Source organism: Erythrobacter sp. R86502 (genome assembly GCF_042466465.1).
In the GTDB taxonomy this organism is placed as follows: domain Bacteria; phylum Pseudomonadota; class Alphaproteobacteria; order Sphingomonadales; family Sphingomonadaceae; genus Erythrobacter.
In genome coordinates this window covers 373964-398168 of sequence record NZ_JAXHCJ010000001.1, presented here as the reverse complement: position 1 = coordinate 398168, position 24205 = coordinate 373964, and the positions used below count along the sequence as shown (strand labels likewise).

The window sequence follows — 24205 nt, the reverse complement described above, 5'->3', positions numbered from 1 at the left end:
GCCTGCCAGCAAATGCTTGCGGTTTGAAGAACCATCGGCCACCGATCCGGGATGAAAACCATTCCTTTTGACGCCATCGGCTTTGATCTTGACGGCACGTTGCTCGACACGTTCCACGATCTGGGGGCGGCAGTGAACCATGCGCTGGTGCTGGGCGGATTTGCCGCGGTGTCGGTGGAATCGTCAAAAGACCTGATCGGCGGCGGCGCAAAGATCATGCTGGCCCGCGCGCTTGATGCCCAAGGCGGCGTTGGCGATGATGAATTTCGCCGGCTGTACAAGGCGATGCTGGCTTTCTACGAACAGAACAACGCAGTCCACACCGCCCCCTATGCCGGCGTGCGCGAAGGGCTGGCAGCGTTTGCGGCGCAGGGAATCCGCATGGCGGTTGTGACCAACAAGTTCGAAGCCTTTGCCCGCAGCGTACTGACGCAGCTTGGCATGATCGATATTTTCGAAACCGTCATCGGCGGTGACAGCATGGGCAGGGGCGAAGACGGACAATACCTTGCCAAACCCCACCCCGCCCCGGTTCTTGCCGCTCACGCGGCGCTGGGCGGCAGGCGTTTCGTGTTTGTCGGCGATTCCACCTATGACGTGCGCAGCGCCAAGGCGGCTGGCGTCCCGGTGATCGCGGCGGCCTATGGCTATTGCGATATGCCTGCGCAGGCGATGGGCGCTAACGCGGTGATCGATTCGTTTGACGACCTTATCCCGGCGCTCAACGCGATTGCGCCATCTGTCTGACCCTACGGCATAGCCTCCTGTCAGTTCGGATGTTGCAACCGGCCTGCGAAAGTGCCACGCAGCGCCCGCGAAAAGGCTTTACGCAGGCGTAAACCGCGCCGCATGTTTGGACAGGAGAAACACCCATGACCATCAGCTTCAAGGACAAGGTTGCCATCGTCACCGGCGCAGGCGGCGGGCTTGGCAAGGCCTATGCACTCGAACTCGCCCGTCGCGGCGCCAAGGTTGTCGTCAACGACCTCGGCGGTTCGCGCGATGGCACCGGCACATCGGACGCAGCGGCGCAGGTCGTTGCCGAAATCGAGGCGATGGGCGGCGAAGCCATGGCGAATGGCGGCAGCGTGACCGAATTTGACCAGATGGAAAAGATGGTTGCCGACGCCAAACAGAAGTGGGGCGGCGTCCATGTCCTCATCAACAACGCCGGCGTGCTGCGCGACAAGACCTTCGTCAAGATGGACCCGGCCGACTTCGAATTCGTGGTCAAAGTCCACCTCACCGGTTCGGCCTTCGCCACCAAGGCGTGCTGGGAACTGATGCGCGAGCAGGGCTATGGCCGCATCCTGATGACCGCGTCCTCAACCGGGCTGTTCGGCAATTTCGGTCAGGCGAACTACGGCGCGGCCAAGCTGGGCCTGGCCGGGCTTACCAAGACGCTGGCATTGGAAGGCGCGAAGTACAACGTGCGCTGCAACACGCTGTCGCCGGTTGCAGGCACCCGCATGACCGAAGATCTGTTCCCCGAAGAAGCCTTCAAGCTGTTCGCACCGGAAAACGTGGTCCCGGCCGCGCTGTTCCTCGTCAGCGAAGATGCGCCGAGTAACGCCATCGTCGGCGCGGGCGCTGGCGGGTTCCACTCGTCGTGGACCGTGATGAACGATGCCGTGTGGCTGAAGGACGAAGACCGCACGGTCGAAGGCTTTGCTGCCCGCTGGGACGAAATCAACGCCTTCACCAACCTGATCGCGCCGCAGTCCGGTTCGGAGCAGTCGGGCAATATTCTGAAGGCGATGCAGAAAGTCACCGGCACCGGCCCGGACAGCGCCCGCGGTTAAGCCGCAGCGAACTGACAACAAAAAGGCTCGGTCCGGCAATCGGATCGGGCCTTTTTTTATGGGTTAATCGTCCACCGCTTTCAGCAGCCTGCGCTCCATCGGGGCCAGCACACCTGCCAGATCATGACCGCGCTTCAGTACTTGCCCATGCTCCCCAAACAAGGTCCACATGCCCTGCTTGGACCGCAATGCGGGGCGTTTTTCCAGCCGTGCCTGCGGGCGTTCCGCGGCGCGGCGGAAGGCAGCAAACGTGGCGGCGTTGGCATCGAAGTCCATCGCGTAGTCACGCCATTGTCCTGCCGCCACCATGCGGCCGTACAGATCGAGAATGCGCTGCAATTCGGCCCGTTCGAACCCGACCTGACCAGCCGCGCGTCCGGGAAACGACAGCACCTGTCCCGATACAGCGGGGGTCTGCGGACTGCCTTTCAAACGATTATTCCTCCGCCGAACGCTTGTGAAGATGCACAGGCTCGGGCGCGAGGGGCATCGGCGCGGCACGATCTGCCAGCATCGCCTTCATCTGCACCATTTCCTGGCGCATGATCGCCAGCTCAGCTTCCAGCCGTTCCACACAATCGCCCCGCGACCGGCCCTGATCGTCACACGGCGGTTCATCGCAGGGCGTGCCATAAGGGATGAATTCGCGCAGCCATTCTTCGGCGGGAACCAGCGTGGATCGGGCCTTCAATCCAATCATGGTCGCGCCTGCCGGGACATCGTCTGTCACCACCGCATTGGCGCCGACCCGCGCGCGTTCGCCCACCACGATCGGCCCGATGATCTGCGCCCCCGAACCGATGATGACGTTGTCCTGCAAGGTCGGGTGCCGTTTTCCCCCCTTGCCATTGGTCGGGTTCGATCCGCCCAGCGTGACACATTGATAGATCGTCACATTGTCGCCAATTTCGGCGGTCTCGCCAATCACGGTGAACCCGTGATCGATGAAGAAATTGCGGCCAATGGTCGCGCCGGGGTGAATGTCGATCGCGGTCAACACGCGCGAGACATGGTTGACAAGACGCGCAAGGAAATAGAGCCGCGCCTCGAACAGCCAATGCGCGACGCGGTGAAAGCCCAGCGCAAGCACGCCGGGATAAAGCAGGATTTCCCAGCGCGAGCGCGGCGCAGGATCGCGCGCGTGGACGGAATCAAGATAGCTGATCAGCCGTTCAAACATGGCCTGTCACATTCCCACCAAAACCTGCACGATGCAATGCACAGCGCCTAGAACAGTCGCTGCTGTTCGGGACCGTGCAAAGCCTCGAGCGCGGCGCGCCACACAGACATGGTGGCAGGCGCCTGACGTTCAAGGGAGATCCGGTCAATAGCCGCCACCAAAGCTTCGATCGCGGCAAAGCTGCGTTCGGTCCGCGGAACGAGATATTCGGCTGCCCCCGCCGCCAGGCTCAGCCCACGCTGTTCGGCATGGGCATGGATCAGTTCGGCGGCCATGTCATCATCGGGCGCGCCGATTGCGATCGGTAACGAGCCTCCGATCCGGGAGGCAAGGTCCGGCAGCGTGATACGCCAGCCCGCGTTGCCAGCACGATCGCGGTTGGCGATCAGAAGCAGCGCCCCGCCTTCGCGGCTGCCGCCTTGCTGCACCGCATTCCAGCGGTGAAACACCGCAGTTTCGTCCATCGTTTCAGCGTCGTCGATCACATCCAGCGCGCCATCACCGTGATAGCTGCGCGCCCAGCGGCCCAGCAGGCTCTTGCCGGATCGCGCCGGCCCGGTGAGCACCGCGACATGAAACGGCCAGCGCGCGGGGGCCTGCAAGGCTTCGATCGCGGCTGCGTTGGCGGCGCCGATGACGATTCGCTGCGATCCGGCAGGGGTGCGCGTCGCCAATGGCAAGGCGATCTGCGAAGGCTCGGCCACGGCCGGATGCCTTAGCGGCTGATGGCGAGCGCGTTCGCCCCGCGCCGCACCGCAAACCCGCGCGCTTCCAGGGCCCCGGCCAGTTCTTCGAGCGATCCGGCATAGGTGACAGCCATCACCGATGTGCCGCCGATAGCGGTGCTGGTCACGCCGACGCCGCGAACGCCGCCTGTTGCCCGCACCGCACCAAGCGCGCTGTCGAACGTGCCCGCATCGGGCGTTGCAAACTGGACGGTGATGACGCGCACCGCCGCTTCGCCAGGTTCGGCGCCGGTAAGAGGCGCAGCTTCGATCCGCGGATCTGCGCCGCTGGCCGCTGCCGCGGCGGCCGCAGCGGCGGCGGACTTGCGCTCCCGTGCCGCCCGGCCAATGTCGATCAATTGCTGAATGGCAGGATCGATTTGCCCCCCTGCCCCCAGCCGCAGACTGGGATCAGGCCGCAGCTTGCCGGAATTCAACGCTGCGGTGAAAACGCCGTCCATCCGCTCCACCGCCTGCGCCATCATCGCAGGAAGCGCATCGGGACTGTCGGCCTTCAAGGTGAATGTATCGAGTGTCAGGCTGTCGGGGCCATAAGCGGCGGTGAAGGTGCCAGCCACCGGGCCGCCGGGAAATTCATGATCCAGCCGCGCAAAGGCCATCAACACATCGGTTGCGCCATACTGGTCCAGCATGGAACGCCACCATGCGCGGCTGCGCCGGCCAGCCTGCCCGAAATTGACCAGCAACGAATCGCCCCCGCCGCCCGACAGGCGCACGTAATCGATCCGGCTGGCACCGGGATTGAATTCGGCCCAGGCGCGCTGCCACGGCGTGCGCTGTTCAAAGGTGATGTAGGCCCCGCCCGATTCCTGCACCGGAAGAAGCAGAAGCGGCGCCGATCGCGCCTGCTGCGCCGCACCGCCCAGATAACCGCTGGCCCGCTGACGATCGAACACTACGCCCAGTGTCGCGATATAGCGCCGGGGGCCCAACCGTTCGCGTTCGATAACAATGGCGGACACGATGCCCTGAAGCTGACTGTCGGACAGCTTGGGCCCTTTCAGCTTTTCCCACGCCTTGCGCTGCGCCTCACGCCAGCCGTTTGCGCGCGCATCTTCCGCGCTTTTGCCTTGGACATCGACCGTGATGCCTTTGACTTCGATATCGGAGCTGGCCGCGACCGGCGCGATGCCGCGTTCCCCGGCGACCTGCGCCACCAGCGCATAACCGCCGCCCAGCAATACTGCAGCAAGCACTGCCGCGCCCATACCGGCACGACCAAACACCCGCCGCAGCGGGGTTTGCAAGGGGGCCGCACCGCGGCCGGGAGGGGGAAGCAATACGCTCATGGGGAAAAAGTGCATGTCCTTTGCCCAAAGGCGAGTGGAATTCCAAGCGCGAAAGGCTAAAGCGACGTGCATGACTTCGGGGACAAATGACAAGAACGTGCCGCAGGGCACCGGTTACACCTACGCTGATGCGGGGGTGTCGATTGCTGCCGGCAATGCGCTGGTCAAGGCGATCGCACCGCTGGCGAAGGCGACCGCACGCCCCGGTGCGACCAGCGAACTGGGCGGTTTCGGCGGCTTTTTTGACCCCAGGGCCGCGGGCTACACGGATCCTTTGCTGGTTGCGGCAAATGATGGGGTCGGCACCAAACTGAAGCTGGCGATCGATCATGACCGGCACGATACGGTCGGGATCGATCTGGTGGCGATGTGCGTCAACGATTTGATCGTTCAGGGTGCAGAGCCCCTGTTCTTCCTCGATTATTTCGCAACCGGCAAACTGGAAAACGGCGTGGCGGAACGGGTGGTTGCCGGCATTGCAGAAGGTTGCAAGATCGCTGGCTGCGCGCTGATCGGCGGCGAGACCGCGGAAATGCCGGGAATGTATGCGCCGGGCGATTACGACCTTGCCGGTTTCTGCGTCGGTGCGGTCGAGCGCGGCGAGCAGTTGACGGGCGACAAGGTTGCGCCCGGCGATGTGCTGCTGGGGCTGGCGTCTTCGGGTGTGCATTCCAACGGGTATTCACTGGTGCGCCGTCTGGCGGCGGACAAGGGCTGGAAAATGAACCGCCCTGCGCTGTTCGATCAGGACCAATTGCTGATCGACGTCCTGATTGCGCCGACGCGCATTTATGTTTCAAGCCTGCTGCCCTTGATCCGCGAAGGCCATATCAACGCACTGGCCCATATCACCGGCGGCGGATTGCTCGAAAACATTCCGCGCATCCTTCCGCAAGGTGCACACGCCCATGTCAATGCCGACCTGTGGGCGCAGTCGCGCCTGATGGCGTTCCTGCAAGCGCAGGGGCATATCGAGCCTGAGGAAATGGCGCGCACCTTCAACTGCGGTGTCGGCATGGTGCTCGCCGTGAGTGCGGACAAGGTCGCAGATGTGACCGCGCGGCTCGAAGCGGCAGGCGAAACCGTGGTGACGGTCGGACGGATCGAAGCCGGTGACAAAGGCTGCACCGTGCGTGGATCGGCCGAGACATGGTCGGCCAAGAGCGACTGGAGCGCCACGCACCTTGGCTGAAAAGGCCAAAATCGCAGTTCTTATATCCGGCGCCGGGACCAATATGGCGGCGCTGACCTATGCTAGCCGGATCGGCGATTGCCCCTACGATATCGTGCTGGTTGCCAGCAACGACCCAAACGCTGCGGGATTGACGCTTGCCGCCGCTGAAGGGATTCCCACCTTCGCCCTGCCCCACCGCGGCATGAACCGCGAATCGCATGATGCCGCGATGGAAGCCGCCGTTATGGAGGCCAGCGCCGACTATATCGTGCTTGCTGGGTACATGCGCATCCTGTCGGACGGCTTTGTCAGCCGCTGGGCGGGCCGGATGCTTAACATCCATCCTTCGCTGCTTCCGAAATACAAGGGGCTCGACACGCACGCCCGCGCCATTGCAGCGGGCGACAGTCACGGGGGCACCAGCGTCCATATGGTGACGCCGGAACTCGACGCAGGCGAGGTGCTGGCACAGGTGAAGGTGCCGATCGTGCCGGGGGACACACCCGATAGCCTGGCAGAACGCGTGAAACTTGCCGAACATCAGCTCTACCCGCGCGCCGTGGCCGATTATGTCTGCCGCTGGCGCGATCCGGCGGCGTTGCTCGCGCGCGTCCGCGCCCTCGCCCTCGCTCTTCCCGAAACAGACGAACGGACAAGCCACGGCAGCCCCGGCTTCCGCGTCGGCGGAGACAAGAGCGGCAAATATTTCGCCTACTTCGCCGATCAGCACCACGGCACGCCGCACATCGCATTGCTGGCGCGCACGGGATCGATGGACGAGCTTTTGCACCTCGTCGAAAGTCAGCCTGAAGCCTATTTCAAGCCTGCCTATTACGGTGCGAGCGGATGGGTGGGCATCATCCTCAACCGTGCCGATGTCGATTGGGACGATGTCGCCCACTGGCTCCAGCGCAGTTGGCGCAGCGCTGCGCCCCGGCGATTGACCCGGATGCTGGATATTGCAGACAGCTTCTGATGGCTCGGCTGCGCACACATCTGCTGGCCCGCGGCCCCTTGGCCGAACAGGCCAGCACGTTTCTTGGCAGGGCATGGTCCAAGGGCTGGCTTCCCCCGCCCGATCTTGATCCGGCAGCGTTATGGGCCTTGGCCGCCAAGCCCTATGGCGCCAGCGCCGAAGCCGCAGAACATGCCGGTCGCAGCGATGAAGACGTCGCCGATTTTCGCGAGCGGTTGGCGCGGCTGATTGCCAGCGTCGAGGCTGAAGCCGATCTCAACCCCCTGGGCCGCACCATGGCTTGGGGGCAATTGGCCCGTGTGGTGAAGAACCGCCTTGCCTTCGGGGCGCTGTGGCGGGAACGGCGCGATTTTCTCGACACCCGCCTAGCCCCGCCGATCATCGTTATCGGCCACATGCGCAGCGGCACCACGCGCATCCACACGCTGCTCGCCGCTGATCCGGCGCATTCCTACACCCGCTATTGCGATGCCTACCACCCGGTGCCCGTCCCGCTGGGTCTGAATCGGATCAAGGCGACACTGGAGCTCGCTATGCTCGGCGCGCTCAACCCCTGGATGCAATCGATCCACCCGATGACGCCGGGCGGGGTCGAGGAAGAACTGGCGTGGATTTCGGCGGCGCTGCACCATTCGATCTACGAATCGCAGTGGCACATCCCCAGCTATTCCGCGTGGAGCGAAGCGCGCGATCCGGCGCCTATCTACCGCGAATTCGCCCGCATCTTGCGCACCGATGCAGCCCACCGGGGCATTGCCGACCGTCCCCGCGTGATGAAGATTCCCGCCTTTGCCGAAGATTTGCCCGCTTTGCTGGCGCAATTCCCCGAGGCCCGGCTGGTGCTAGCGCAGCGCGATCATCATGCGGTGCTGAAAAGCGCCGTATCGCTGGCGGCGAACCAGATGGCGATACAGTCCGACAGCTGCTGTCTCACCGCCATAGAGACGCGTTGGCAGCACAAGATTGCCTTGCGCGAAGCCCGGATCGAATCTGCGCTGGCGAAGTGGCAGGGCCCGGTGGCTGCGGCGCGCTTCGATGATCTCAACACCGATTGGCGCAGCGCTGTGGCCCGCATCTATCACGATCTTGGTCTGACCCTGACCCCGCCCGCGCTGGCGGCGATGCGCAGTGTCATCGCGGCCAGCGAAGGGGGCCGCCACAAAGCTCACGCTGCGCAGCTGACCCGTTTCGCCAAGGCCACCTGAATACAAAAAGGCCGCCCCGAACGGGACGGCCTTTTCACTTTTCGACAAGCGAAAAAATCAGCCGACAAGTTCGTCGTCGTTGAAGAAGTAGGCGATTTCGATCGCGGCGTTTTCTTCCGAATCCGAACCGTGGACGGTGTTTTCACCGATCGACAGCGCCAGTTCCTTGCGGATCGTGCCCGGCGCGGCATCGGCGGGGTTGGTCGCGCCCATCACTTCGCGGTTCTTGGCGACGGCGTCTTCGCCTTCGAGCACCTGCACAACCACAGGCTCGCTCATCATGAATTCGACGAGTTCACCGAAGAAGGGGCGTTCCTTGTGTACCGCGTAAAAGCCTTCGGCCTGTTCGCGGGTCATGTGAATGCGCTTTGATGCAACGACGCGCAGGCCGGCGTCTTCCAGCATCTTGGTGACAGCGCCGGTCAGGTTGCGACGCGTTGCGTCGGGCTTGATGATCGAAAAGGTGCGGGTGGCCGCCATGATAATGCTCCTGTGAACGTCTTTTTATAAAGCGGGGATATTGGCCGCGCCCCGTAGATGCTGCGCTGCAAAATGGCAAGCACCCGCACGCGCAGTACGGCTGCGCATTGCGATGGTGTTCGCTGGAAGGGAGTGCGCGGAGCGCGGGCGGCGTTATTCGCCTGTTTTCGTCCCGATGATGATTTGCCCGGTGGTTGCGCTGTCATTGCCGGCGGTCGCAGTGACGGACATCGACGAACCATCAGCCGCACGCTCACCGCCGATCATCATCGTCCCGTTTGCATTCATTTCCAGCTGAATGTCGAAACCTGCATCCTTCGCCTGTTCGCGGAAATGCGCAATCACCGTGTCAGCCGGTGCGCTGGCTTCAAAAGCGACCATCGTGCCTTTGCCGTCGGGCTGATTGACGACGGTGTTGGTGATGACTTTCGAACCCGGCACCAGGCTGAACCCGTCAGGCAGATCGACCGGAACATCCGCGCCCGATCGCAAGGTGGCGGTGCCATCCTTGCCATTGATCGTCATGCTGGTTTCGCCGGTTTCCTGGTCCACGGTGTATTCGGCATCTTCGCCGTCCGCCGTGGTGAATTCCCCCGACGTTTCCGATCCACAGGCCGACAACATCAAGGCCGCGCCGCTTGCAACAATCAGACCCATGCGTGCCATAGACCACCCCTTGTTCCGTAACCGGAAAGAGCATCCCTTATCGCAGGCGCAGTTGCAAGCCCTCAGCCCTTCTGCACCCAGCGTCCGTCTTCCTGTGCGAAATAGGCGCGCGTCACATCCTCGCGCCCGTCATGCGCCCGCCATGCCGTGCGCGCTGCGGGCGCAGCATCGGGCCCAAACAGCAGGAAGACGCGGGCAAAGCCCGATGATTCGCGATATATGCCATCGGCCAGGATCAGATGGCTCGCCCCGTTCAACGGCGCAATTTCAACGGAAAGCAGCACCGGATGACGTTCTGCCCCCGGTGCATCGGCTTCGCCGTTGGCAAGAAAGGTGTCCGGCCCTGCCTGCCACAATGCGCGGGAAACAAGCGCGCGCTGATCCGGATCAGCCGACACAATCAGCACCCGCTCCCCCTCGCCCAATGTTCGCCGGGCGATCAGCGCGGCGACCTTTTCGACCGGGTCGTGCGTGTATTGCCAGAAATCGAGCTTCACGAGGCACCTTTGGAGCGGCGGCAGCGGTCTGAACAATATTTAACGTTGTCCCAGTCCCGCTCCCACTTCTTGCGCCACGCAAACGGCAGACCGCAGGCCAGGCAGGTCTTGCTGGGCAAGTCCGACTTCTTGCGCATCTTCGGCATGCCAGGCCTACCGCTTTGCTACTTGAGGCCGGACAGGCACGGCGTCAGCCTTCGATCACATCCCGCACGAACTGGTCCAGCAGACGCACGCCGTAACCGGTCGCACCCTTGTCCCATGTGTGGCCGGGCTTGTTCGACCAGACCATCCCCGCAATGTCGAGGTGCGCCCACGGCGTCCCGTTGCGGATGAAACGCTGCAGGAACTGCGCGGCGGTAATCGAACCGGCTTCACGCGGGCCGACGTTCTTGATGTCGGCGATCGGCGAATCGATCAGCTTGTCGTAATTCGGGCCAAGCGGCATTCGCCACAGCTTGTCACCGCTGGTCTTGCCTGCTGCGGTAAGCTGTTGGGCGAGCGTATCGTCATTGGCGAACATTCCGCCATGTTCGTTGCCCAGTGCAATGATCATGGCGCCGGTCAGCGTCGCCAAATCGACGATCCGCGCTGCATCATACTGTTCCTGTGCCCAATGCAGTGCATCGCACAGCACCAGCCGGCCTTCGGCATCGGTGTTGAGCACTTCGACGGTCTGCCCGCTCATGGTGGTAATGACATCGCCGGGGCGCTGCGCCTTGCCATCGGGCATGTTTTCGACCAGCCCCATCACGCCGATCACGTTCGCCTTGGCCTTGCGTGTTACAAGCGACAGCATCGCGCCGGCGACCGCACCGGCACCGCCCATGTCCCACTTCATGTCTTCCATGCCCGGCCCGGGCTTCAGCGAAATCCCTCCGGTATCGAAGGTCACCCCCTTGCCGACGAACACCGTTGGTCGCTCGCCCGCTTCGCCGCCGTTCCAGCGAACGGCCAGCAGTTTTGATTCGCGTTCCGATCCGCGACCAACGCCCACCAGCGCGCCCATGCCAAGCGCCTCCATCTCGGCCTCGCCCAGCACGGTGATTTCTGCACCGGTGCCGGCAAAGGCTTCTTCGCACGCGGCCACAAAGCTGGCGGGGTAGATGATGTTGGCAGGCTCTGTCACCAGACCGCGGGTAAATTCGACGCCCTTGGCGACAGCGGCTTCCCGCTCCCAGGCAGCATTGGTGCCTTCGGGCATACCTGTGACATGGACATTGACGAGAGAGGGGCGTTTGTCCGACGCCAGCTTGGTGCGGTACTTGTCGTGCCGCCAGCCGCGCAGACGCAGGCCCAGCAGCACTGCCGCTGCATCGTCCGCCGACAGCCCGGCATCGGCCAGATCGACCACCATCGCGGTTTCACCCGACACCAGATACTTCGCGGTTAGCGCGGCGCCGGCGCGTTCCAGATTGGCGCGGCGATCCGCGGCATCCGGCTCGCCTGCACCCACCAGCACCACCCGCCGGACTGCACCATCCACTGTGGCAAAGCCTTCAAACACCTGCCCGGTTCGTCCGGTAAAGCGCGATGCGGCGGCACCTTCGACCAGTGCCGAATCGATCCCGGACAGCGCCGCGCCCTGATTGACGAGGCGCGCGCGAACGCGGACATCAGAGGTCGGGGCGGCGGTAAGATGAATTTGCATGGGTTCTCCGAAGCAACATATGGCCGGGCTCGAACACACAGCGTCAAGCCTGTGCAACAAGCCGCGCACAAGGGGCGCAAACGCGATTGCGATTAGGCCCGAGCGGTGCAATAGGCAAGGCCATGTCGGAAGGCTTGTCAGACGGATCGCGGGACGGCGCGTACCACGCCCCGCGCGTTCCAGCGCGGCTTTCAGCGTCGCGCGCAGTGCTGGCTTTTGCGCTTTTGTGGCTGGGCGCACCTGTCGCTGCGCAGGAAAAAACCGTCGCACCGCAGCAAACCGACACCGAAGCATCGGCGCCGCAAGCAAGCACGCCGGACGCGCCGCGACAGATCGATTTCGAGGCGCGCGAACTTTCCTATAACAATGAAACAGAAACGGTCACCGCGCGCGGCAATGTGATCCTTCGGTCCGAAGATCGATCGGTTCGCGCTGACGAAGTCACGTGGGATCGTACCACGGGGCGTATCCTTGCCACCGGCAATATCCGGATGGTGGATGACGCGGGCAACCAGCTGTTCACCGATCAGGTCGAACTGACCGAAGAATTCGAAACCGGCGCAATGAGCGAGCTGTTGATCGCTTTGCGGGCTGGCGGAAGGCTCGCCGCGCGTTCGGCGGAACGCAGCGCCGATGGCAACGCGGTGCTTACCGATGCGGCCTATACCGCCTGTCCGGTTGTGGACGGCGAAGGCTGCGCGGTGGACCCAAGCTGGCGCGTCACGGCCCGGCGCGTGATCTACGACCAGGGCGCAAACCGCGTACGATTTGAAGGGGCGCGGCTTGAACTGTTCGGCGCCAGCATCCTGCCACTGCCCGGCCTTGCGATCCGCACAGATGGCGGCGCGGAAAGCGGCTTTCTGGTGCCCGATGTCCGCATCACGCAAGTCAACGGCCTTGAACTGAGCGGCGAATATTACTGGCGCATGGCCGACAATCGCGATCTGACGCTGGGCGCTTATGTCTTTTCCAACGCTGCTCCGATGGCGAGCGCGAAGTGGCGCCACCTGACGGAAATGGGTGCGTACCAGATTACCGGGTATGGCACCTTCAGCGACCGTTCGACCGATTTCACCGGCGCCGAAGGTTTCCGCAGCGACCCGCGCGGCTATCTGGATGCTAATGGCACCTTCCAGTTTTCACCCGACTGGAGCTTTACCAGCTCGCTTCGCCTCGCCAGCGACCGCACCTTTCTGCGCCGCTACGATATCAGCCGCGATGACCGGTTGCGTTCGACCGTCAATCTGGAGCGGATTACCAATCTATCCTATCTGTCGATTGCCGGCTGGGCGACGCAGACGCTGCGCCTGAACGCCGATCAGGGGCAGATACCGCTGGCTTTGCCCGCAATCGATTACCGGCAGAAGCTGGCAAACACTGTCTTGGGCGGCAATGTGCAGTTTCAGGCCAATTCGCTCGCGCTGCTGCGCAATGATGGGCAAGACACCCAGCGCGCTTTTGCCGGAGCGCAGTGGGATCTGAAGCGGCTGACCGGAATGGGTCAGGTCGTCACGTTGACAGCCTTGGTGCGCGGCGATGTGTACAACACCAGCAATATCGCTGCCACCGCCACGCCAAGCTACCGCGGAACCGAAGGCTGGACCACCCGCGGCATCGCCACGGCAGCCATTGATGTGGAATGGCCTTTCGTGGGGGAAGCCTTTGGCGGAACGCAGGTGTTCAAGCCGCGCCTCCAGTTCGTTGCCAGCCCGCCTGTACGCAATCTGGCCGTCCCCAACGAAGATGCACGCGCGATCGATCTGGAAGACAGCAACCTGTTCGCGCTCAATCGGTTTCCCGGTTATGACAGGGTCGAAGACGGCAGCCGTCTGACCTGGGGCGTGGATTGGGAATTGCAGCGCCCCGGATGGCGCGTCACGGCCACCGTGGGCCAGTCTTTCCGGTTGGGATCCCCCGATGCCGAACTTTTCCCGGAAGGCTCTGGCCTGTCTGATCGGGTGAGTGATTTTGTTGGCCGCACCGAAGTACGCTTCCGCAACCTGGTCAGCTTTACGCACCGGTTCCGGCTCGACAAGGATAACCTTGCCGTGCGCCGCAATGAAATCGATGCGACCATCGGTTCACGCCGAACCTATCTGGAATTCGGCTATCTCAGACTGGATCGCAACATCGCCACGGTTGAGGATCTTCGCGATCGTGAAGAACTGCGCGCCGCGGCTCGCGTTGCGATCGGGCGCAAATGGTCGGTGTTCGGCTCAGGCGTGTTCAACCTGACCGATGCCGATGAAGACCCCGTATTCCAGCCAGACGGTTTTCAGCCGATCCGTACCCGGCTCGGCGTGGCTTATGCCGACGACTGCATCGAATTTGGCGCAACCTGGCGGCGTGACTTCATTGATGCAGGCGATGCCCGACGCGGCAATGCCTTCCAGTTGTTCTTCGCGCTTCGCAATCTCGGCTTTCGGTAATCCTTGCTGATTGCGCTGGCGAATTGGCACGGCACGCAAATCGCGTTACAGGAGCCGCCTGGGGGCCGCACCCAACTCAGCTTGCGTTCAGCCGGTGCAAGCCATCGACGAAGCAAGGCGTGAAGGACCACGCAGTATTTCGGGCCGCAAATCGGGCCAAACGACAGGAATGAACGAGTGAGTGTAAAGCTGTTTTCCAAGGCATTGTTTGGCAAAACCGGAACCGCTCTGGCAGCGGCCGGGCTGGTTGGTCTCGCGTTGATGCCGGTAGCGGCCCCGGCGCAGACCGTGGCGGTGCCCACGGCTGACAATCCCTTCGGCCTGCCGCAGGACATCAGCCTGTTTGGCAAGGCGGACCCTGATCGCCGCACGGCAACAGCGGTCGTCAACGGCTTTGTCATTACCGGCACCGACATCGATCAGCGCGTTGCATTGGTGACAGCGGCATCCGATGCACCGATCTCTCCTGAAGAAATGCTTCGCTTGCGGGTACAGGTACTGCGCAATCTGATTGATGAAACGCTCAAGATCCAGGCGGCTGAAGCTGCCGAAATGAAGGTGGCCAGCGAACAGGTTGAACAGACCTATCAGCAGCTGGCCGCGCAGAATTTCGGCAATCAGCCCAAGAAGATGGACGAATATCTTCAGTCGATCAATTCGTCGCCTGCCTCGCTCAAGCGGCAGATCGAGGGCGAAGCGGCGTGGGACAACCTGCTGCGCCGGAACATCATGCCCTTCGTCAACGTCTCGGCTGAAGAGGTCAACGACACGCTGAAGCGCATGAACGAGGCCAAGGGCACCGACGAATACCGGCTGGGCGAGATCTACCTTTCGGCCACCACCGAAAACCGTGAAGCCGTGCTCAGCAACGCGCAGAAGATCATGCAGCAGTTGCAGCAGGGTGGCAGCTTTGTCGCCTATGCCCGGCAGTTTTCCGAAGCGACCACCGCAGTCGTCGGCGGCGATCTGGGTTGGGTGCGGCTTGGCCAACTGCCGCCGCAGCTTGCAGATGCTGCGCGCACCATGTCCACTGGACAGTTGATCGGTCCCGTCGAAATTCCGGGCGGATTTTCGATCCTCTATCTCATCAACAAGCGCCAGGTCCTCATGGCCGATCCGAACGAGGCGGTGTTGAACCTGAAGCAGATTTCGATCGCCTTTGCGCCGGGTGTCACGCAGGCACAGGCCGAATTGCGGGTGGCAGAGTTCAGTACCTTCGTCGATGGCCTGCGCGGCTGCGCGGATGTGGATGCCGGCGCGGCGCGGATTGGCGCAGAGGTCGTGACAAACGACCAGATCAAGGCCGAAGCATTGCCTCCGCAGTTGCGCGATCTTATCCTCACGCTCCAGATCGGTCAGACCACGCCTCCCTTTGGCAATGTGCAGGAAGGCGTGCGCGTATTCATGCTGTGCGGCCGTGACGATCCCAAGGATGCAGGCGCACCGACGTTCAACGCGGTGATGGACCAGATCGAACAGGAACGGGTGAACAAGGCGGCCCAGCGTTTCCTGCGCGATCTTCGCAGCGACGCATACATCGAATACAATTGACCCCCGGCGTCGTGCCCCCGGCCGCGCCGCTGGCGATCACGCTTGGCGATCCGGCGGGGATAGGGCCCGAAGTGATCCTTGGCGCGTGGCTGCGGCTGCGCGCTGAACGGCGAGCGCCGCCGGCCTTTGTCGTGGGCGGTCCGCAATTGCTGGGGGCGGTGGCCGAACGCCTGCGGATCGATTGCCCGATCGTGCCGATTGCCGACCCCGCCGAAGCCAGTCAGGCCCACGCGGCCGGTCTTCCCGTCTTGGCGGGGCTTGACGGGGCTGCAACCGCTTCGGGCCCGACAGCCGATGGCGCGCGGCTGTCGCTGGCTTCGCTGGAATGGGGCACACGCCTCGCCGTATCGGGCGCGGCGTGCGCGCTTGTGACGGCGCCGGTGTCGAAAGGGGCACTGGCTAATATCGGGTGGAACTATCCCGGACAGACCGAATTCCTCGCCGAAGCTTGCGGGCGGCCGTACCGCGATGCGGTGATGATGCTTGCCGGGCCAAGCCTGCGCACGGTTCCCCTGACCGTACATGTCGCGCTGGCTGACGTGCCGGCGCAGCTTTCCGCTGACCTTATCTGCCACAAGGCGCGGATCGTCGTTGGGGGCTTGCGCCGGGATTTCGGCATTCAGCACCCCCGACTTGCGGTGGCCGCGCTCAACCCGCATGCCGGGGAAGGCGGCAAGTTCGGCGATGAGGAAGCGCGTATCATCGCCCCTGCCATTGACGCCCTGCGCGCCGAGGGCATTGACGTGTCCGGCCCGGTTCCGGGCGATGCCCTGTTCACCGCGCGCGCGCGGGCCGGTTATGATGCGGCGCTGTGCATGTATCATGATCAGGCGCTTATCCCGCTCAAGACGCTGGAATTCGATGAAGGCGTCAACGTGACGTTGGGGCTGCCCATCATTCGCACCTCGCCCGATCACGGCACGGCGTTCGACATTGCCGGGCAGGGTCTGGCCGATCCGGGTGCAATGGCGGCAGCAATCGTCATGGCAGCAGACATGGCAGCAGTGCGGGAGGCTGCGCGTGGTTGATCTTCCCCCAATTCGCGATGTCATTCAACGACATAACCTTGCCGCCTCGAAGGCGTTGGGGCAGAACTTCCTGCTCGACGAACAGCTGCTTGCGCGCATTGCCGCGCTGCCGGGGGATCTTGCCGGGCAACAGGTGCTTGAAGTTGGCCCCGGCCCCGGTGGGCTGACCCGAGCCTTGTTGCGTGCGGGCGCCAAAGTCACTGCGATCGAAATGGACCGCCGCTGCCTTCCCGCGCTTGCCGAACTGGGCGAGGCCTTCCCCGGCCAGCTCACCGTGATCGAAGGCGACGCGCTGAAGATGGATCACGGTGCGCTGATGGGCGGGGAGCCGTTCCATGTCCTCTCCAACCTGCCCTATAATGTCGGCACGGCACTGTTCGTACGCTGGCTGGGCGGGGAGAGTTGGCCGCCCCTGTGGCAGTCGCTCACCCTGATGTTCCAGCGCGAGGTCGCCGACCGGATCGTCGCTTCGGCGAGCGAGGACGCGTATGGCCGCCTCGCCGTGCTCGCCCAGTGGCGGGCCGAGGCACGGCTGGCGATGAAGGTGCACCGCAGCGCCTTCACCCCGCCGCCCAAGGTGATGAGCGCGATTGTCCATGTGACCCCGTCGCCAATGCCCGAAGCGGTATCGGCCCGGATGCTCGAACGCCTGACTGAAGCCGCCTTCGGTCAGCGGCGCAAGATGCTGCGCCAGAGCCTCAAGGGCGTACCCGGCGCGCTGGAGGCGCTTGCGATGCTGGGGATCGATGAAACCCGCCGCGCCGAAACGGTCAGCGTGGCGGAATTCGTGGCATTGGCGCGCGCGCTTACGCGCTGATTTGCACCGCCCCTGTGCACCCGGCTCCGCCCCCGTGTTGGAGACACATGAGACACTGTTCAGGAACGCAAAAACCCCCGCCCCGACCGGCCCAATCCGAAAGTCCAAAAAGGGTGCGCGGCAGGCCATGGGGCAAGCCTGCCGCGATCAGGGCGCGTAGGAAAGAACGCTAGCCCGCTTTCTTCTTCAACCGCCAAGCGTGCAGCAGCGGTTCGGTATAGCCACTGGGCTGCCCAACGCCTTGGAAGATTAGCGCTTTTGCCGCGCTGAAGGCTGCGCCGTCCTCGTTCCCGGTGAGCGGTTCGTAAAGCGCGTCGCCCGCGTTCTGCGCATCCACTTTGGCGGCCATGCGGGCGAGCGAGGCCATTACCTGCGCCTCGTTCACCACCCCGTGCAGCAGCCAATTGGCGATGTGCTGCGATGATATGCGCAAGGTGGCGCGGTCCTCCATCAGGCCGACATCGTTGATATCGGGCACCTTGGAACAGCCGACGCCCTGATCGATCCAGCGCACGACATAGCCGAGCAGGCCCTGACAATTGTTGTCAAGTTCCTCTGCGATTTCGGCCTCCGACCAGTTCACGCCGTCTGCCAGCGGGATCGAAAGCAGTGCGTCGAGCCCCATGGGTTCGGGCAACGTCTTTTGCACTGCGTACACATTTTCTTGATGGTAATGCAGCGCGTGCAGCGTCGCAGCGGTGGGCGACGGCACCCATGCGGTGTTGGCACCAGCGCGCAGGTGGCCGATCTTCTCGACCATCATCTGCCCCATCAGATCGGGCGCAGCCCACATCCCCTTGCCGATCTGCGCCCTGCCCGACAAGCCGTGCGCAAGGCCGATGGCGACATTGCGCGCCTCGTAAGCCTTGAGCCAGTCGCTGCCCTTCATCGCCCCTTTGCGCAGCATGGGTCCTGCCCGCATCGAGGTGTGAATCTCGTCTCCGGTGCGATCGAGGAAGCCAGTGTTGATGAACACGATTCGGTCCTTCACCGCATGGATGCACGCGGATAGGTTGGCACTGGTGCGGCGCTCCTCGTCCATAACGCCGACCTTGATCGTGTGGCGCGGCAAGCCGAGCAGGTCTTCCACCGCATCAAACAGGTCGTTGGTAAAGGCGCATTCTTCCGGACCGTGCATCTTGGGTTTGACGATGTAGATCGATCCGCAGCGCGAGTTGCCGAACTTCCCGTGCCCTTCGACATCGAGCGAGCTGATCGCGCTGGTGAAGACCGCGTCCATGATGCCTTCGGGAATCTCGCTGCCATCGGGCAGGCGGATCGCCGGGTTTGTCATAAGGTGGCCGACATTGCGCACGAACATCAGGCTGCGGCCCTTGAGGGTGTGCGTCGTCCCATGGTTATCGGTATAAGTCTTGTCGCCAGCGAGGCTACGGGTCAGGGTCACGCCGCCTTTTTCAAAGCTCTCAGACAGATCGCCGCGAATGATACCGAGCCAGTTGGTATAGGCCAGCAGCTTGTCCTCGGCGTCGACAGCGGCAACCGAATCCTCGCAATCGGCGATGGTGGTGAGCGCGGATTCGACGATAATGTCGGCGATGCCGGCCTTGTCGGTTGCGCCGACAGGGGTGCTTCCATCGAACACCACTTCGATGTGCAAGCCATTGTTCCTGAGCAGCACGCCCTTTTCGGTCTTGCCGACATGCTGCGCCGGATCGGCGAGTGTGATAGCATCGCGGCCGGTCAGATCGGCCCAGCTGGCCCCGCTTGCCAAGGGGAAGGTGCTATCGAGAAACTGCCGCCCCCGCGCAATCACCGCCGCACCGCGCGCCTCGTCATAACCGCCGGGCCGCGCTGGCGGCGCATCCAATGCGTCGGTGCCGTAGAACGCATCATACAGGCTCCCCCAGCGCGCATTCGCGGCATTGAGCAGGAAGCGCGCGTTGAGGATTGGTACCACCAGCTGCGGGCCCGCCATCGTGGCGATCTCGGGATCGACGTTCTGCGTGCCGATCTGGAAGTCGCCCGGTTCGGGGACGAGATAGCCGATCTCGGTCAGGAAGGCCTTGTAAGCCGCTGCATCATGCGGCTGTCCTGCGCGTTCACCATGCCACGCGTCGATCCGCGCCTGAAGCGTCTCGCGCTTCGCCAGCAGTTCACGGTTGCGCGGCGCGAAATCGTCCAGCAGCGCAGCAAAACCCTGCCAGAAGGATTCGCAGTCGCGCCCGAGCGGTGCCAGCACTTCGGTTTCAAGAAAGGTCGCCAAGCGGGAATCGATGGCAAGGCCGGTGCGGGTGGTCATCTCAGTCATGTATGTCCTCATGGGGCTAGCTGGGGGCATGACCTGGGGAGGAGAGGACGCGTCGCGCTATGACGCAGGCAAACCGCGATTGCAACGGGTTGGACAGGCGCGCAGGCGCGGCTAGAGGAATAGGATGAGACAGGATGCAACCAAGGCCGCGATTGATGGCACTGCCATGCTCGCACAGGTCGAAGCGTGGTGCGCGGTCAACACCGGGACCGCCAACCTCACCGGGCTGGCGACGCAAGCCAAGGCGCTGGCAGAAGCGTTCGCGGTGCTCCCAGGCACGGTCGAACTGGTGGACCCCGCCCCTGTCACCGCGATCGCGGCAGACGGCAGCGCGGTGGAAAAGCCCCACGGCCAGCATCTGGTCGTCCGCGTGCGCGCGCAGGCCAATCGCCGCATCCTGCTGACCGGTCACATGGATACGGTCTTTCCGGCGGATCATGCGTTCCAGCGTCTGCACTGGCTCGACGCCGACACGCTGAACGGCCCCGGCGTTGCCGACATGAAGGGCGGAATTGCCGTGATGCTGCACGCGTTGATGGCGTTTGAGCAGACCGCCAGTGCCTCGGCCCTTGGTTATGACGTGCTGATCAATTCGGACGAGGAAACCGGATCGCTTGCCAGCAGCGCGCTGATCTCCGAACTGGCAGCGGGCAAGCTTGCGGCGCTTACCTATGAACCCGCCGCGCTGCCCGATGGCACACTGGCGCATGAACGCGGCGGGACGGGCAATTATTCGATCATCGTCACCGGCAAGAGCGCCCACGCCGGGCGCAACCCGCACGAAGGCCGCAACGCGATTGTCGCCGCGGCCGATCTGATCCTGCGGCTGAAGGCGCTGGAGACGGGCGAGATCACGATCAACCCCGCCAAGCTTGAAGGCGGAGCGGCGAACAATGTGGTGCCCGATCACGCCGTGCTGCGCTTCAACATCCGTCCCAAAACGGTCGAGGCCGGCGCCGCCTTCGATGACGCACTGGCGCATCTGTTGTCCGCGATCGAGGCGGATCACGGCGTCACGCTGCACCGCCACGGCGGCGTTACGCGCCCTCCCAAGAAGGTGGATGAAAAGGCGCAGCGCCTGTTCGATCTGGTGCGTGCCTGCGGGGCAGAACTGGGTGAGGACATCCGTTGGCAATCCACCGGCGGTGTGTGCGATGGCAACAACATCGCAGCTTGCGGCGTCCCCGTGGTCGACACCATGGGCGTGCGCGGCGGCGCGATCCATAGTCCTGATGAATATCTGATTGTCCCAAGCCTCGTCACACGTGCGGCGCTATCAGCCCGCGTGATCGAGCGTCTTGCCTTGGGCTATTTGCAAGAGGGAACCTTGTCTTGACCTTTCGTTTGCGTGCCGCCCGGCCTTCCGATCTGGAGGCTCTTTACGAAATGGCCAAGCTGACCGGGGGCGGCTTTACCAACCTGCCGCCCGATCGCGCCGCGCTGAAGGCGAAGCTGGAACGCGCCGAAGCCTCGTTCGCGCATGACAGCGAAACGCTGGCGGATGAATTGTTCGTGCTGGTGCTGGAAGACGCCCGTTCGGGCGCGGTGCGCGGAACGTGCCAATTGATGAGCCAAGTGGGGCAGCGCTGGCCGTTCTATTCGTACCGATTAAACACGCTGACCCAGTATTCGCAAGAGCTGGACCGCACGGTGCGCGCCGAACTGCTCAGCCTTGTCACCGATCTCGAAGGGTCGAGCGAAGTCGGCGGGCTGTTCCTGCACCCCAATGAACGCGCCGGGGGCCTTGGCCTGCTGCTCGCCCGGTCGCGCTATCTGTTCGTGGCGATGCACCGCAGGCGCTTTGCCGATCGCATTCTGGCCGAACTGCGCGGCATCATCGACGAACGCGGCGGATCGCCGTTCTGGGATGGGGTCGCGGGCCGCTTCTTCGGTATGAGCTTTCAGGACGCGGACTATTTCAACGCGATCAACGGCAACCAGTTCATCGCCGACCTGATGCCCAAGCACCCGGTCTATATCGCGATGCTGAACGATGATGCGCGCAGCGTGATCGGTGTCCCCCACCCCACGGGCCGCGCCGCGATGCGAATGCTGGAAGACGAAAACTTCCGCGCCGAAGGCTATGTGGACATCTTTGATGGCGGGCCGACGATGGTGGCACGCACGGACACCGTCACCAGCATCAAGAACGCCAGCGAACGCCGCATCACCGCGCTTGACGCCAGCGAGGGCGAACGTGCGCTTCTGGCAACCGGCAGGCTGGGCACGTTCCGCGCCTGCTTTGGCGCGCGCGTCCTGGGCGATGATGGCGGCATTGCGATCGATTCTGCCAGCGCTGATCTGCTCGATGTGTCTACAGGCGACACTGTGTGGAGCGTCGCGCGATGAGCATGGTGGAAATCAATTTCGACGGCATTGTCGGACCGTCGCACAACTACGCGGGGCTCAGCCTTGGCAATATTGCCAGCGCCAGCCATGCGGGCGAACCGTCCTATCCGCGTGCGGCCGCGTTGCAGGGCGTGGCAAAGATGCGCGGCAATCTGGCCCGATTGGGGGTGCAGGGCTTTTTGCTGCCCCTGCCCCGCCCCAACGTTGGCTTGCAAAAGGCGTTCGCGCTGGACGGAACCGAACTGCCGCAATTACGGGCAGCGGCCTGGTCGGCTTCATCGATGTGGACCGCGAATGCGGCAACGGTCAGCCCTGCGCCCGATACCGCGGACGGACGTTGTCATCTGACGCCGGCCAACCTTGTCACCATGCCGCACCGCGCGCAGGAATGCCAAGATACCAAAGCGCAGCTGTCACTTGCCTTTGGCGATACCCGCCACTTCGTCATCCACGATGCCGTGCCGCCCAGTTTTGGTGATGAAGGCGCGGCCAATCACATGCGCCTGTGCGAAAGCCACGATGCGCCCGGTGTGGAGGTGTTCGTCTATGGCCGCACTGGAGGACGTTTCCCCGCGCGCCAGCATGAACAGGCCAGCCGCATCGTCGCCCGCGCGCACGGGCTGAACCCGCAGCGTACAGTGTTCATCGAACAGAACCCTGATGCGATTGCAGCGGGCGCATTTCACAATGATGTGGTCGCGGTGGCCAATGGGCCGGTGTTGTTCACCCACGCCGAATCCTTCGCCGATCAACAGGGCGCGTATGACGCGATCCGCGCCGCCTTTCCCGCGCTTGAAGTGGTGGAGGTGCCATCGTCGGCTGTGACAGTGCAGGAAGCGATCCGCACCTATCTGTTCAACGCGCAGCTTCTGACGCTACCCGATGGCACGATGGCATTGATCGTCCCTGATGAATGCCAGGACAGTCCCAGCGTATGGGGATGGTGCGAAGACATGGTCGCAGGCAATGGTCCGATCCGATCGGTCATTCCTGTCGATGTGCGGCAATCGATGGCAAATGGGGGCGGCCCCGCCTGTCTGCGCTTGAGGGTTGTGTGCGATCCGGCGACGGTCGACCCGCGGTTTCTGCTTGATGATACCAAGGCGGATCTCATCGAAAGGGTCATCGCAAATAACTGGCCTGAACAGATTGACCCGTCCGATCTTGGGTCACCTCGCCTGACGACAGCCGTGATTGCTGCACGTTCCGCCCTGTTGGATGCGCTCGATCTGGGACAGCTTGGTTAACGCGTTTGGCGCAGGGCCTGACATGCAGGTAATATCGTTAGGCAGATCAGCGACTCACCTGAATGACAGGCGAGCTGATCCAGACGGGAGCACCCATGCTGCGCAAGGTGAAAAGGTTGTTTGTGATCAAGACGCGCTTTGAAGCGTTTCTGATCATCTACGCCTTGGCCCTGGGCGCGACCGCACGCGGTAGCGCCTATCTGGCGCAGTATCCGGGCATGGGCGGTAAATTGCTGTTCCTTGCAACGACAGGCGCAGTGTTTCTGGCGGGCGCCGCTATCCTCGACGGTTTGAGGGCCAAGGCCGAGCTTGAACGGCTGACCTTTGGTGCCAACGACAAGCCTTAACGCATCAACTCGCAGCATTCGCCGGGTGACGTTTGAGGGGGACAGCATGACGTCCGCAGCGCAGCTATCAACGGCAGGAAGGTGGGGCGGTTCTGTTGCTAGGCCCGCCCCGGGCCCCCGGTATCCGATTCTGTTGCCCGGTTCGGTCCAACCGCGCTTTTTAGCCTAATAAAAGAAGGGCGTTAGCCCATCAATTACGCAGCGATTGCGAGTGCTTCGTTATCGTTGGCACTTATGGTTTTTGAGCCTTATGCGGGTTACTCAGCCCGGGCAAAAACTACGTCTTTCAACACACGTCGATCCTAGTTCGGCCCCATCAGCTGAGCCGTCCGGTCAGCACGTCTTAAGTGCGCCAACCGTATTGCTCGGCCCAAGTGGTGGAGCCGCCGGGTACTGCCCCCGGGTCCGTTGCATCTATTTCACGCAGCCATTTATCGCCATATCCGGTCGAAACCGGCACCCAGCGATATAGCGCGGCAATCCTGAATGTGAAGTGATCGCG

The 24205-nt window shown here is 63.2% G+C and carries 23 protein-coding genes and 1 other RNA gene; 13 read left to right on the top strand and 11 right to left on the bottom strand.

The window, feature by feature from the left end; translation table 11 throughout:
• Positions 1-51 precede the first annotated feature (51 nt).
• Both SJY33_RS01870 and SJY33_RS01865 read left to right on the top strand, forming a co-directional pair.
• Positions 52-747 (top strand): HAD-IA family hydrolase, encoded by a 696-nt coding sequence (locus SJY33_RS01870; RefSeq protein ID WP_379920816.1) that lies wholly within the window; start codon positions 52-54, stop codon positions 745-747.
• 125 nt (positions 748-872) lie between these two features.
• A complete protein-coding gene (locus tag SJY33_RS01865) occupies positions 873-1802 on the top strand; it encodes an SDR family NAD(P)-dependent oxidoreductase (RefSeq protein WP_379920815.1) in 930 nt (309 codons plus the stop codon).
• A gap of 63 nt (positions 1803-1865) precedes the next feature.
• On the opposite strand, the gene SJY33_RS01860 is transcribed toward SJY33_RS01865, so the two are convergent.
• From SJY33_RS01860 to SJY33_RS01845, 4 genes are read right to left on the bottom strand one after another with little or no spacing between them, the layout of a single operon-like run.
• Positions 1866-2234 carry a DUF2794 domain-containing protein gene (locus tag SJY33_RS01860; protein ID WP_379920814.1) on the bottom strand — a complete coding sequence of 123 codons (369 nt, stop codon included), beginning with the start codon at positions 2232-2234 and terminating at the stop codon, positions 1866-1868.
• Positions 2235-2238: 4 nt separating this feature from the next.
• Complete coding sequence (epsC, locus tag SJY33_RS01855; RefSeq protein ID WP_379920812.1) at positions 2239-2982, bottom strand: serine O-acetyltransferase EpsC; 744 nt, start codon at positions 2980-2982, stop codon at positions 2239-2241.
• Positions 2983-3029: 47 nt separating this feature from the next.
• Positions 3030-3686, bottom strand: coding sequence for an ATPase (locus tag SJY33_RS01850; RefSeq protein WP_379920811.1), 657 nt, complete (start codon positions 3684-3686; stop codon positions 3030-3032).
• A gap of 11 nt (positions 3687-3697) precedes the next feature.
• Positions 3698-5032 carry a heavy-metal-associated domain-containing protein gene (locus SJY33_RS01845; RefSeq protein WP_379920810.1) on the bottom strand — a complete coding sequence of 445 codons (1335 nt, stop codon included), beginning with the start codon at positions 5030-5032 and terminating at the stop codon, positions 3698-3700.
• Positions 5033-5087: 55 nt separating this feature from the next.
• Here SJY33_RS01845 and purM point away from each other — a divergent pair, with 55 nt between their 5' ends.
• The 3 genes from purM to SJY33_RS01830 are packed head-to-tail and all read left to right on the top strand — an operon-like array spanning position 5088 to position 8372.
• The gene (purM, locus tag SJY33_RS01840) at positions 5088-6209 is read left to right on the top strand and encodes a phosphoribosylformylglycinamidine cyclo-ligase (protein ID WP_379920809.1); all 1122 of its coding nucleotides are present in this window, start codon (positions 5088-5090) and stop codon (positions 6207-6209) included.
• Positions 6202-7167 (top strand): phosphoribosylglycinamide formyltransferase, encoded by a 966-nt coding sequence (gene purN / locus SJY33_RS01835; protein ID WP_379920807.1) that lies wholly within the window; start codon positions 6202-6204, stop codon positions 7165-7167. The genes purM and purN overlap by 8 nt, the downstream gene beginning before the upstream one ends.
• Entirely contained in the window at positions 7167-8372 is a 1206-nt protein-coding gene (locus SJY33_RS01830; protein WP_379920806.1) for a sulfotransferase, read from the top strand. Before purN ends, SJY33_RS01830 begins: the two co-directional genes overlap by 1 nt.
• 57 nt (positions 8373-8429) lie before the next feature.
• Here SJY33_RS01830 and ndk read toward each other — a convergent pair whose 3' ends face one another.
• The 5 genes from ndk to SJY33_RS01805 all read right to left on the bottom strand — a co-directional run bounded on the left by ndk (position 8430) and on the right by SJY33_RS01805 (position 11666).
• The gene (gene ndk / locus SJY33_RS01825; protein ID WP_379920805.1) at positions 8430-8852 is read right to left on the bottom strand and encodes a nucleoside-diphosphate kinase; all 423 of its coding nucleotides are present in this window, start codon (positions 8850-8852) and stop codon (positions 8430-8432) included.
• 153 nt (positions 8853-9005) lie between these two features.
• Positions 9006-9518: a hypothetical protein gene (locus SJY33_RS01820; protein WP_379920804.1), complete on the bottom strand. Its 513-nt coding sequence runs from the start codon at positions 9516-9518 to the stop codon at positions 9006-9008.
• Between the two features lie 62 nt (positions 9519-9580).
• Positions 9581-10015: a DNA polymerase III subunit chi gene (locus SJY33_RS01815; protein WP_379920803.1), complete on the bottom strand. Its 435-nt coding sequence runs from the start codon at positions 10013-10015 to the stop codon at positions 9581-9583.
• Complete coding sequence (locus SJY33_RS01810) at positions 10012-10161, bottom strand: DUF2256 domain-containing protein (RefSeq protein ID WP_379920802.1); 150 nt, start codon at positions 10159-10161, stop codon at positions 10012-10014. Before SJY33_RS01810 ends, SJY33_RS01815 begins: the two co-directional genes overlap by 4 nt.
• A gap of 44 nt (positions 10162-10205) precedes the next feature.
• Positions 10206-11666, bottom strand: coding sequence for a leucyl aminopeptidase (locus tag SJY33_RS01805; protein WP_379920801.1), 1461 nt, complete (start codon positions 11664-11666; stop codon positions 10206-10208).
• Positions 11667-11788: 122 nt separating this feature from the next.
• Between SJY33_RS01805 and SJY33_RS01800 the strand changes: the two genes are divergently transcribed.
• The 4 genes from SJY33_RS01800 (at position 11789) to rsmA (ending at position 17491) form a co-directional block, all read left to right on the top strand.
• Positions 11789-14095 carry an LPS-assembly protein LptD gene (locus SJY33_RS01800; protein WP_379920799.1) on the top strand — a complete coding sequence of 769 codons (2307 nt, stop codon included), beginning with the start codon at positions 11789-11791 and terminating at the stop codon, positions 14093-14095.
• Positions 14096-14272: 177 nt separating this feature from the next.
• Positions 14273-15646 carry a peptidylprolyl isomerase gene (locus tag SJY33_RS01795; protein WP_379920798.1) on the top strand — a complete coding sequence of 458 codons (1374 nt, stop codon included), beginning with the start codon at positions 14273-14275 and terminating at the stop codon, positions 15644-15646.
• Complete coding sequence (gene pdxA / locus SJY33_RS01790; RefSeq protein ID WP_379920797.1) at positions 15643-16674, top strand: 4-hydroxythreonine-4-phosphate dehydrogenase PdxA; 1032 nt, start codon at positions 15643-15645, stop codon at positions 16672-16674. The genes SJY33_RS01795 and pdxA overlap by 4 nt, the downstream gene beginning before the upstream one ends.
• Entirely contained in the window at positions 16667-17491 is an 825-nt protein-coding gene (gene rsmA, locus SJY33_RS01785; protein ID WP_379920796.1) for a 16S rRNA (adenine(1518)-N(6)/adenine(1519)-N(6))-dimethyltransferase RsmA, read from the top strand. Before pdxA ends, rsmA begins: the two co-directional genes overlap by 8 nt.
• 169 nt (positions 17492-17660) lie before the next feature.
• Here rsmA and SJY33_RS01780 read toward each other — a convergent pair whose 3' ends face one another.
• Entirely contained in the window at positions 17661-19760 is a 2100-nt protein-coding gene (locus tag SJY33_RS01780; RefSeq protein ID WP_379920795.1) for a malate synthase G, read from the bottom strand.
• A 124-nt stretch (positions 19761-19884) separates the two neighbouring features.
• Between SJY33_RS01780 and SJY33_RS01775 the strand changes: the two genes are divergently transcribed.
• The 4 genes from SJY33_RS01775 to SJY33_RS01760 all read left to right on the top strand — a co-directional run bounded on the left by SJY33_RS01775 (position 19885) and on the right by SJY33_RS01760 (position 23703).
• A complete protein-coding gene (locus SJY33_RS01775; RefSeq protein WP_379920794.1) occupies positions 19885-21096 on the top strand; it encodes a hydrolase in 1212 nt (403 codons plus the stop codon).
• The gene (locus tag SJY33_RS01770) at positions 21093-22109 is read left to right on the top strand and encodes an arginine N-succinyltransferase (RefSeq protein ID WP_379920792.1); all 1017 of its coding nucleotides are present in this window, start codon (positions 21093-21095) and stop codon (positions 22107-22109) included. Before SJY33_RS01775 ends, SJY33_RS01770 begins: the two co-directional genes overlap by 4 nt.
• Positions 22106-23356, top strand: a complete 1251-nt coding sequence (locus SJY33_RS01765; RefSeq protein ID WP_379920791.1) for an N-succinylarginine dihydrolase — start codon at positions 22106-22108, stop codon at positions 23354-23356. Before SJY33_RS01770 ends, SJY33_RS01765 begins: the two co-directional genes overlap by 4 nt.
• A 95-nt stretch (positions 23357-23451) precedes the next feature.
• On the top strand, positions 23452-23703 hold the full coding sequence (locus SJY33_RS01760) for a hypothetical protein (RefSeq protein WP_379923500.1): 252 nt from the start codon (positions 23452-23454) through the stop codon (positions 23701-23703).
• A gap of 119 nt (positions 23704-23822) precedes the next feature.
• On the opposite strand, the gene ssrA is transcribed toward SJY33_RS01760, so the two are convergent.
• Positions 23823-24200, bottom strand: a transfer-messenger RNA (tmRNA) gene (gene ssrA, locus SJY33_RS01755).
• Between the last annotated feature and the right edge of the window lie 5 nt (positions 24201-24205).

Excerpts from the sequence above, each read along its gene's own strand:
- SJY33_RS01865 (WP_379920815.1), top strand. The coding sequence starts at position 873 with ATGACCATCAGCTTCAAGGACAAGGTTGCCATCGTCACCGGCGCAGGC.
- purM (WP_379920809.1), top strand. The coding sequence starts at position 5,088 with ATGACTTCGGGGACAAATGACAAGAACGTGCCGCAGGGCACCGGTTAC.
- SJY33_RS01805 (WP_379920801.1), bottom strand. The coding sequence starts at position 11,666 with ATGCAAATTCATCTTACCGCCGCCCCGACCTCTGATGTCCGCGTTCGC.
- SJY33_RS01780 (WP_379920795.1), bottom strand. The coding sequence starts at position 19,760 with ATGACTGAGATGACCACCCGCACCGGCCTTGCCATCGATTCCCGCTTG.
- SJY33_RS01870 (WP_379920816.1), top strand. The coding sequence starts at position 52 with ATGAAAACCATTCCTTTTGACGCCATCGGCTTTGATCTTGACGGCACG.
- epsC (WP_379920812.1), bottom strand. The coding sequence starts at position 2,982 with ATGTTTGAACGGCTGATCAGCTATCTTGATTCCGTCCACGCGCGCGAT.
- SJY33_RS01760 (WP_379923500.1), top strand. The coding sequence starts at position 23,452 with ATGCTGCGCAAGGTGAAAAGGTTGTTTGTGATCAAGACGCGCTTTGAA.
- SJY33_RS01775 (WP_379920794.1), top strand. The coding sequence starts at position 19,885 with ATGAGACAGGATGCAACCAAGGCCGCGATTGATGGCACTGCCATGCTC.
- SJY33_RS01845 (WP_379920810.1), bottom strand. The coding sequence starts at position 5,032 with ATGCACTTTTTCCCCATGAGCGTATTGCTTCCCCCTCCCGGCCGCGGT.
- SJY33_RS01810 (WP_379920802.1), bottom strand. The coding sequence starts at position 10,161 with ATGCCGAAGATGCGCAAGAAGTCGGACTTGCCCAGCAAGACCTGCCTG.
- ndk (WP_379920805.1), bottom strand. The coding sequence starts at position 8,852 with ATGGCGGCCACCCGCACCTTTTCGATCATCAAGCCCGACGCAACGCGT.
- SJY33_RS01765 (WP_379920791.1), top strand. The coding sequence starts at position 22,106 with ATGAGCATGGTGGAAATCAATTTCGACGGCATTGTCGGACCGTCGCAC.
- SJY33_RS01800 (WP_379920799.1), top strand. The coding sequence starts at position 11,789 with ATGTCGGAAGGCTTGTCAGACGGATCGCGGGACGGCGCGTACCACGCC.
- SJY33_RS01830 (WP_379920806.1), top strand. The coding sequence starts at position 7,167 with ATGGCTCGGCTGCGCACACATCTGCTGGCCCGCGGCCCCTTGGCCGAA.
- SJY33_RS01820 (WP_379920804.1), bottom strand. The coding sequence starts at position 9,518 with ATGGCACGCATGGGTCTGATTGTTGCAAGCGGCGCGGCCTTGATGTTG.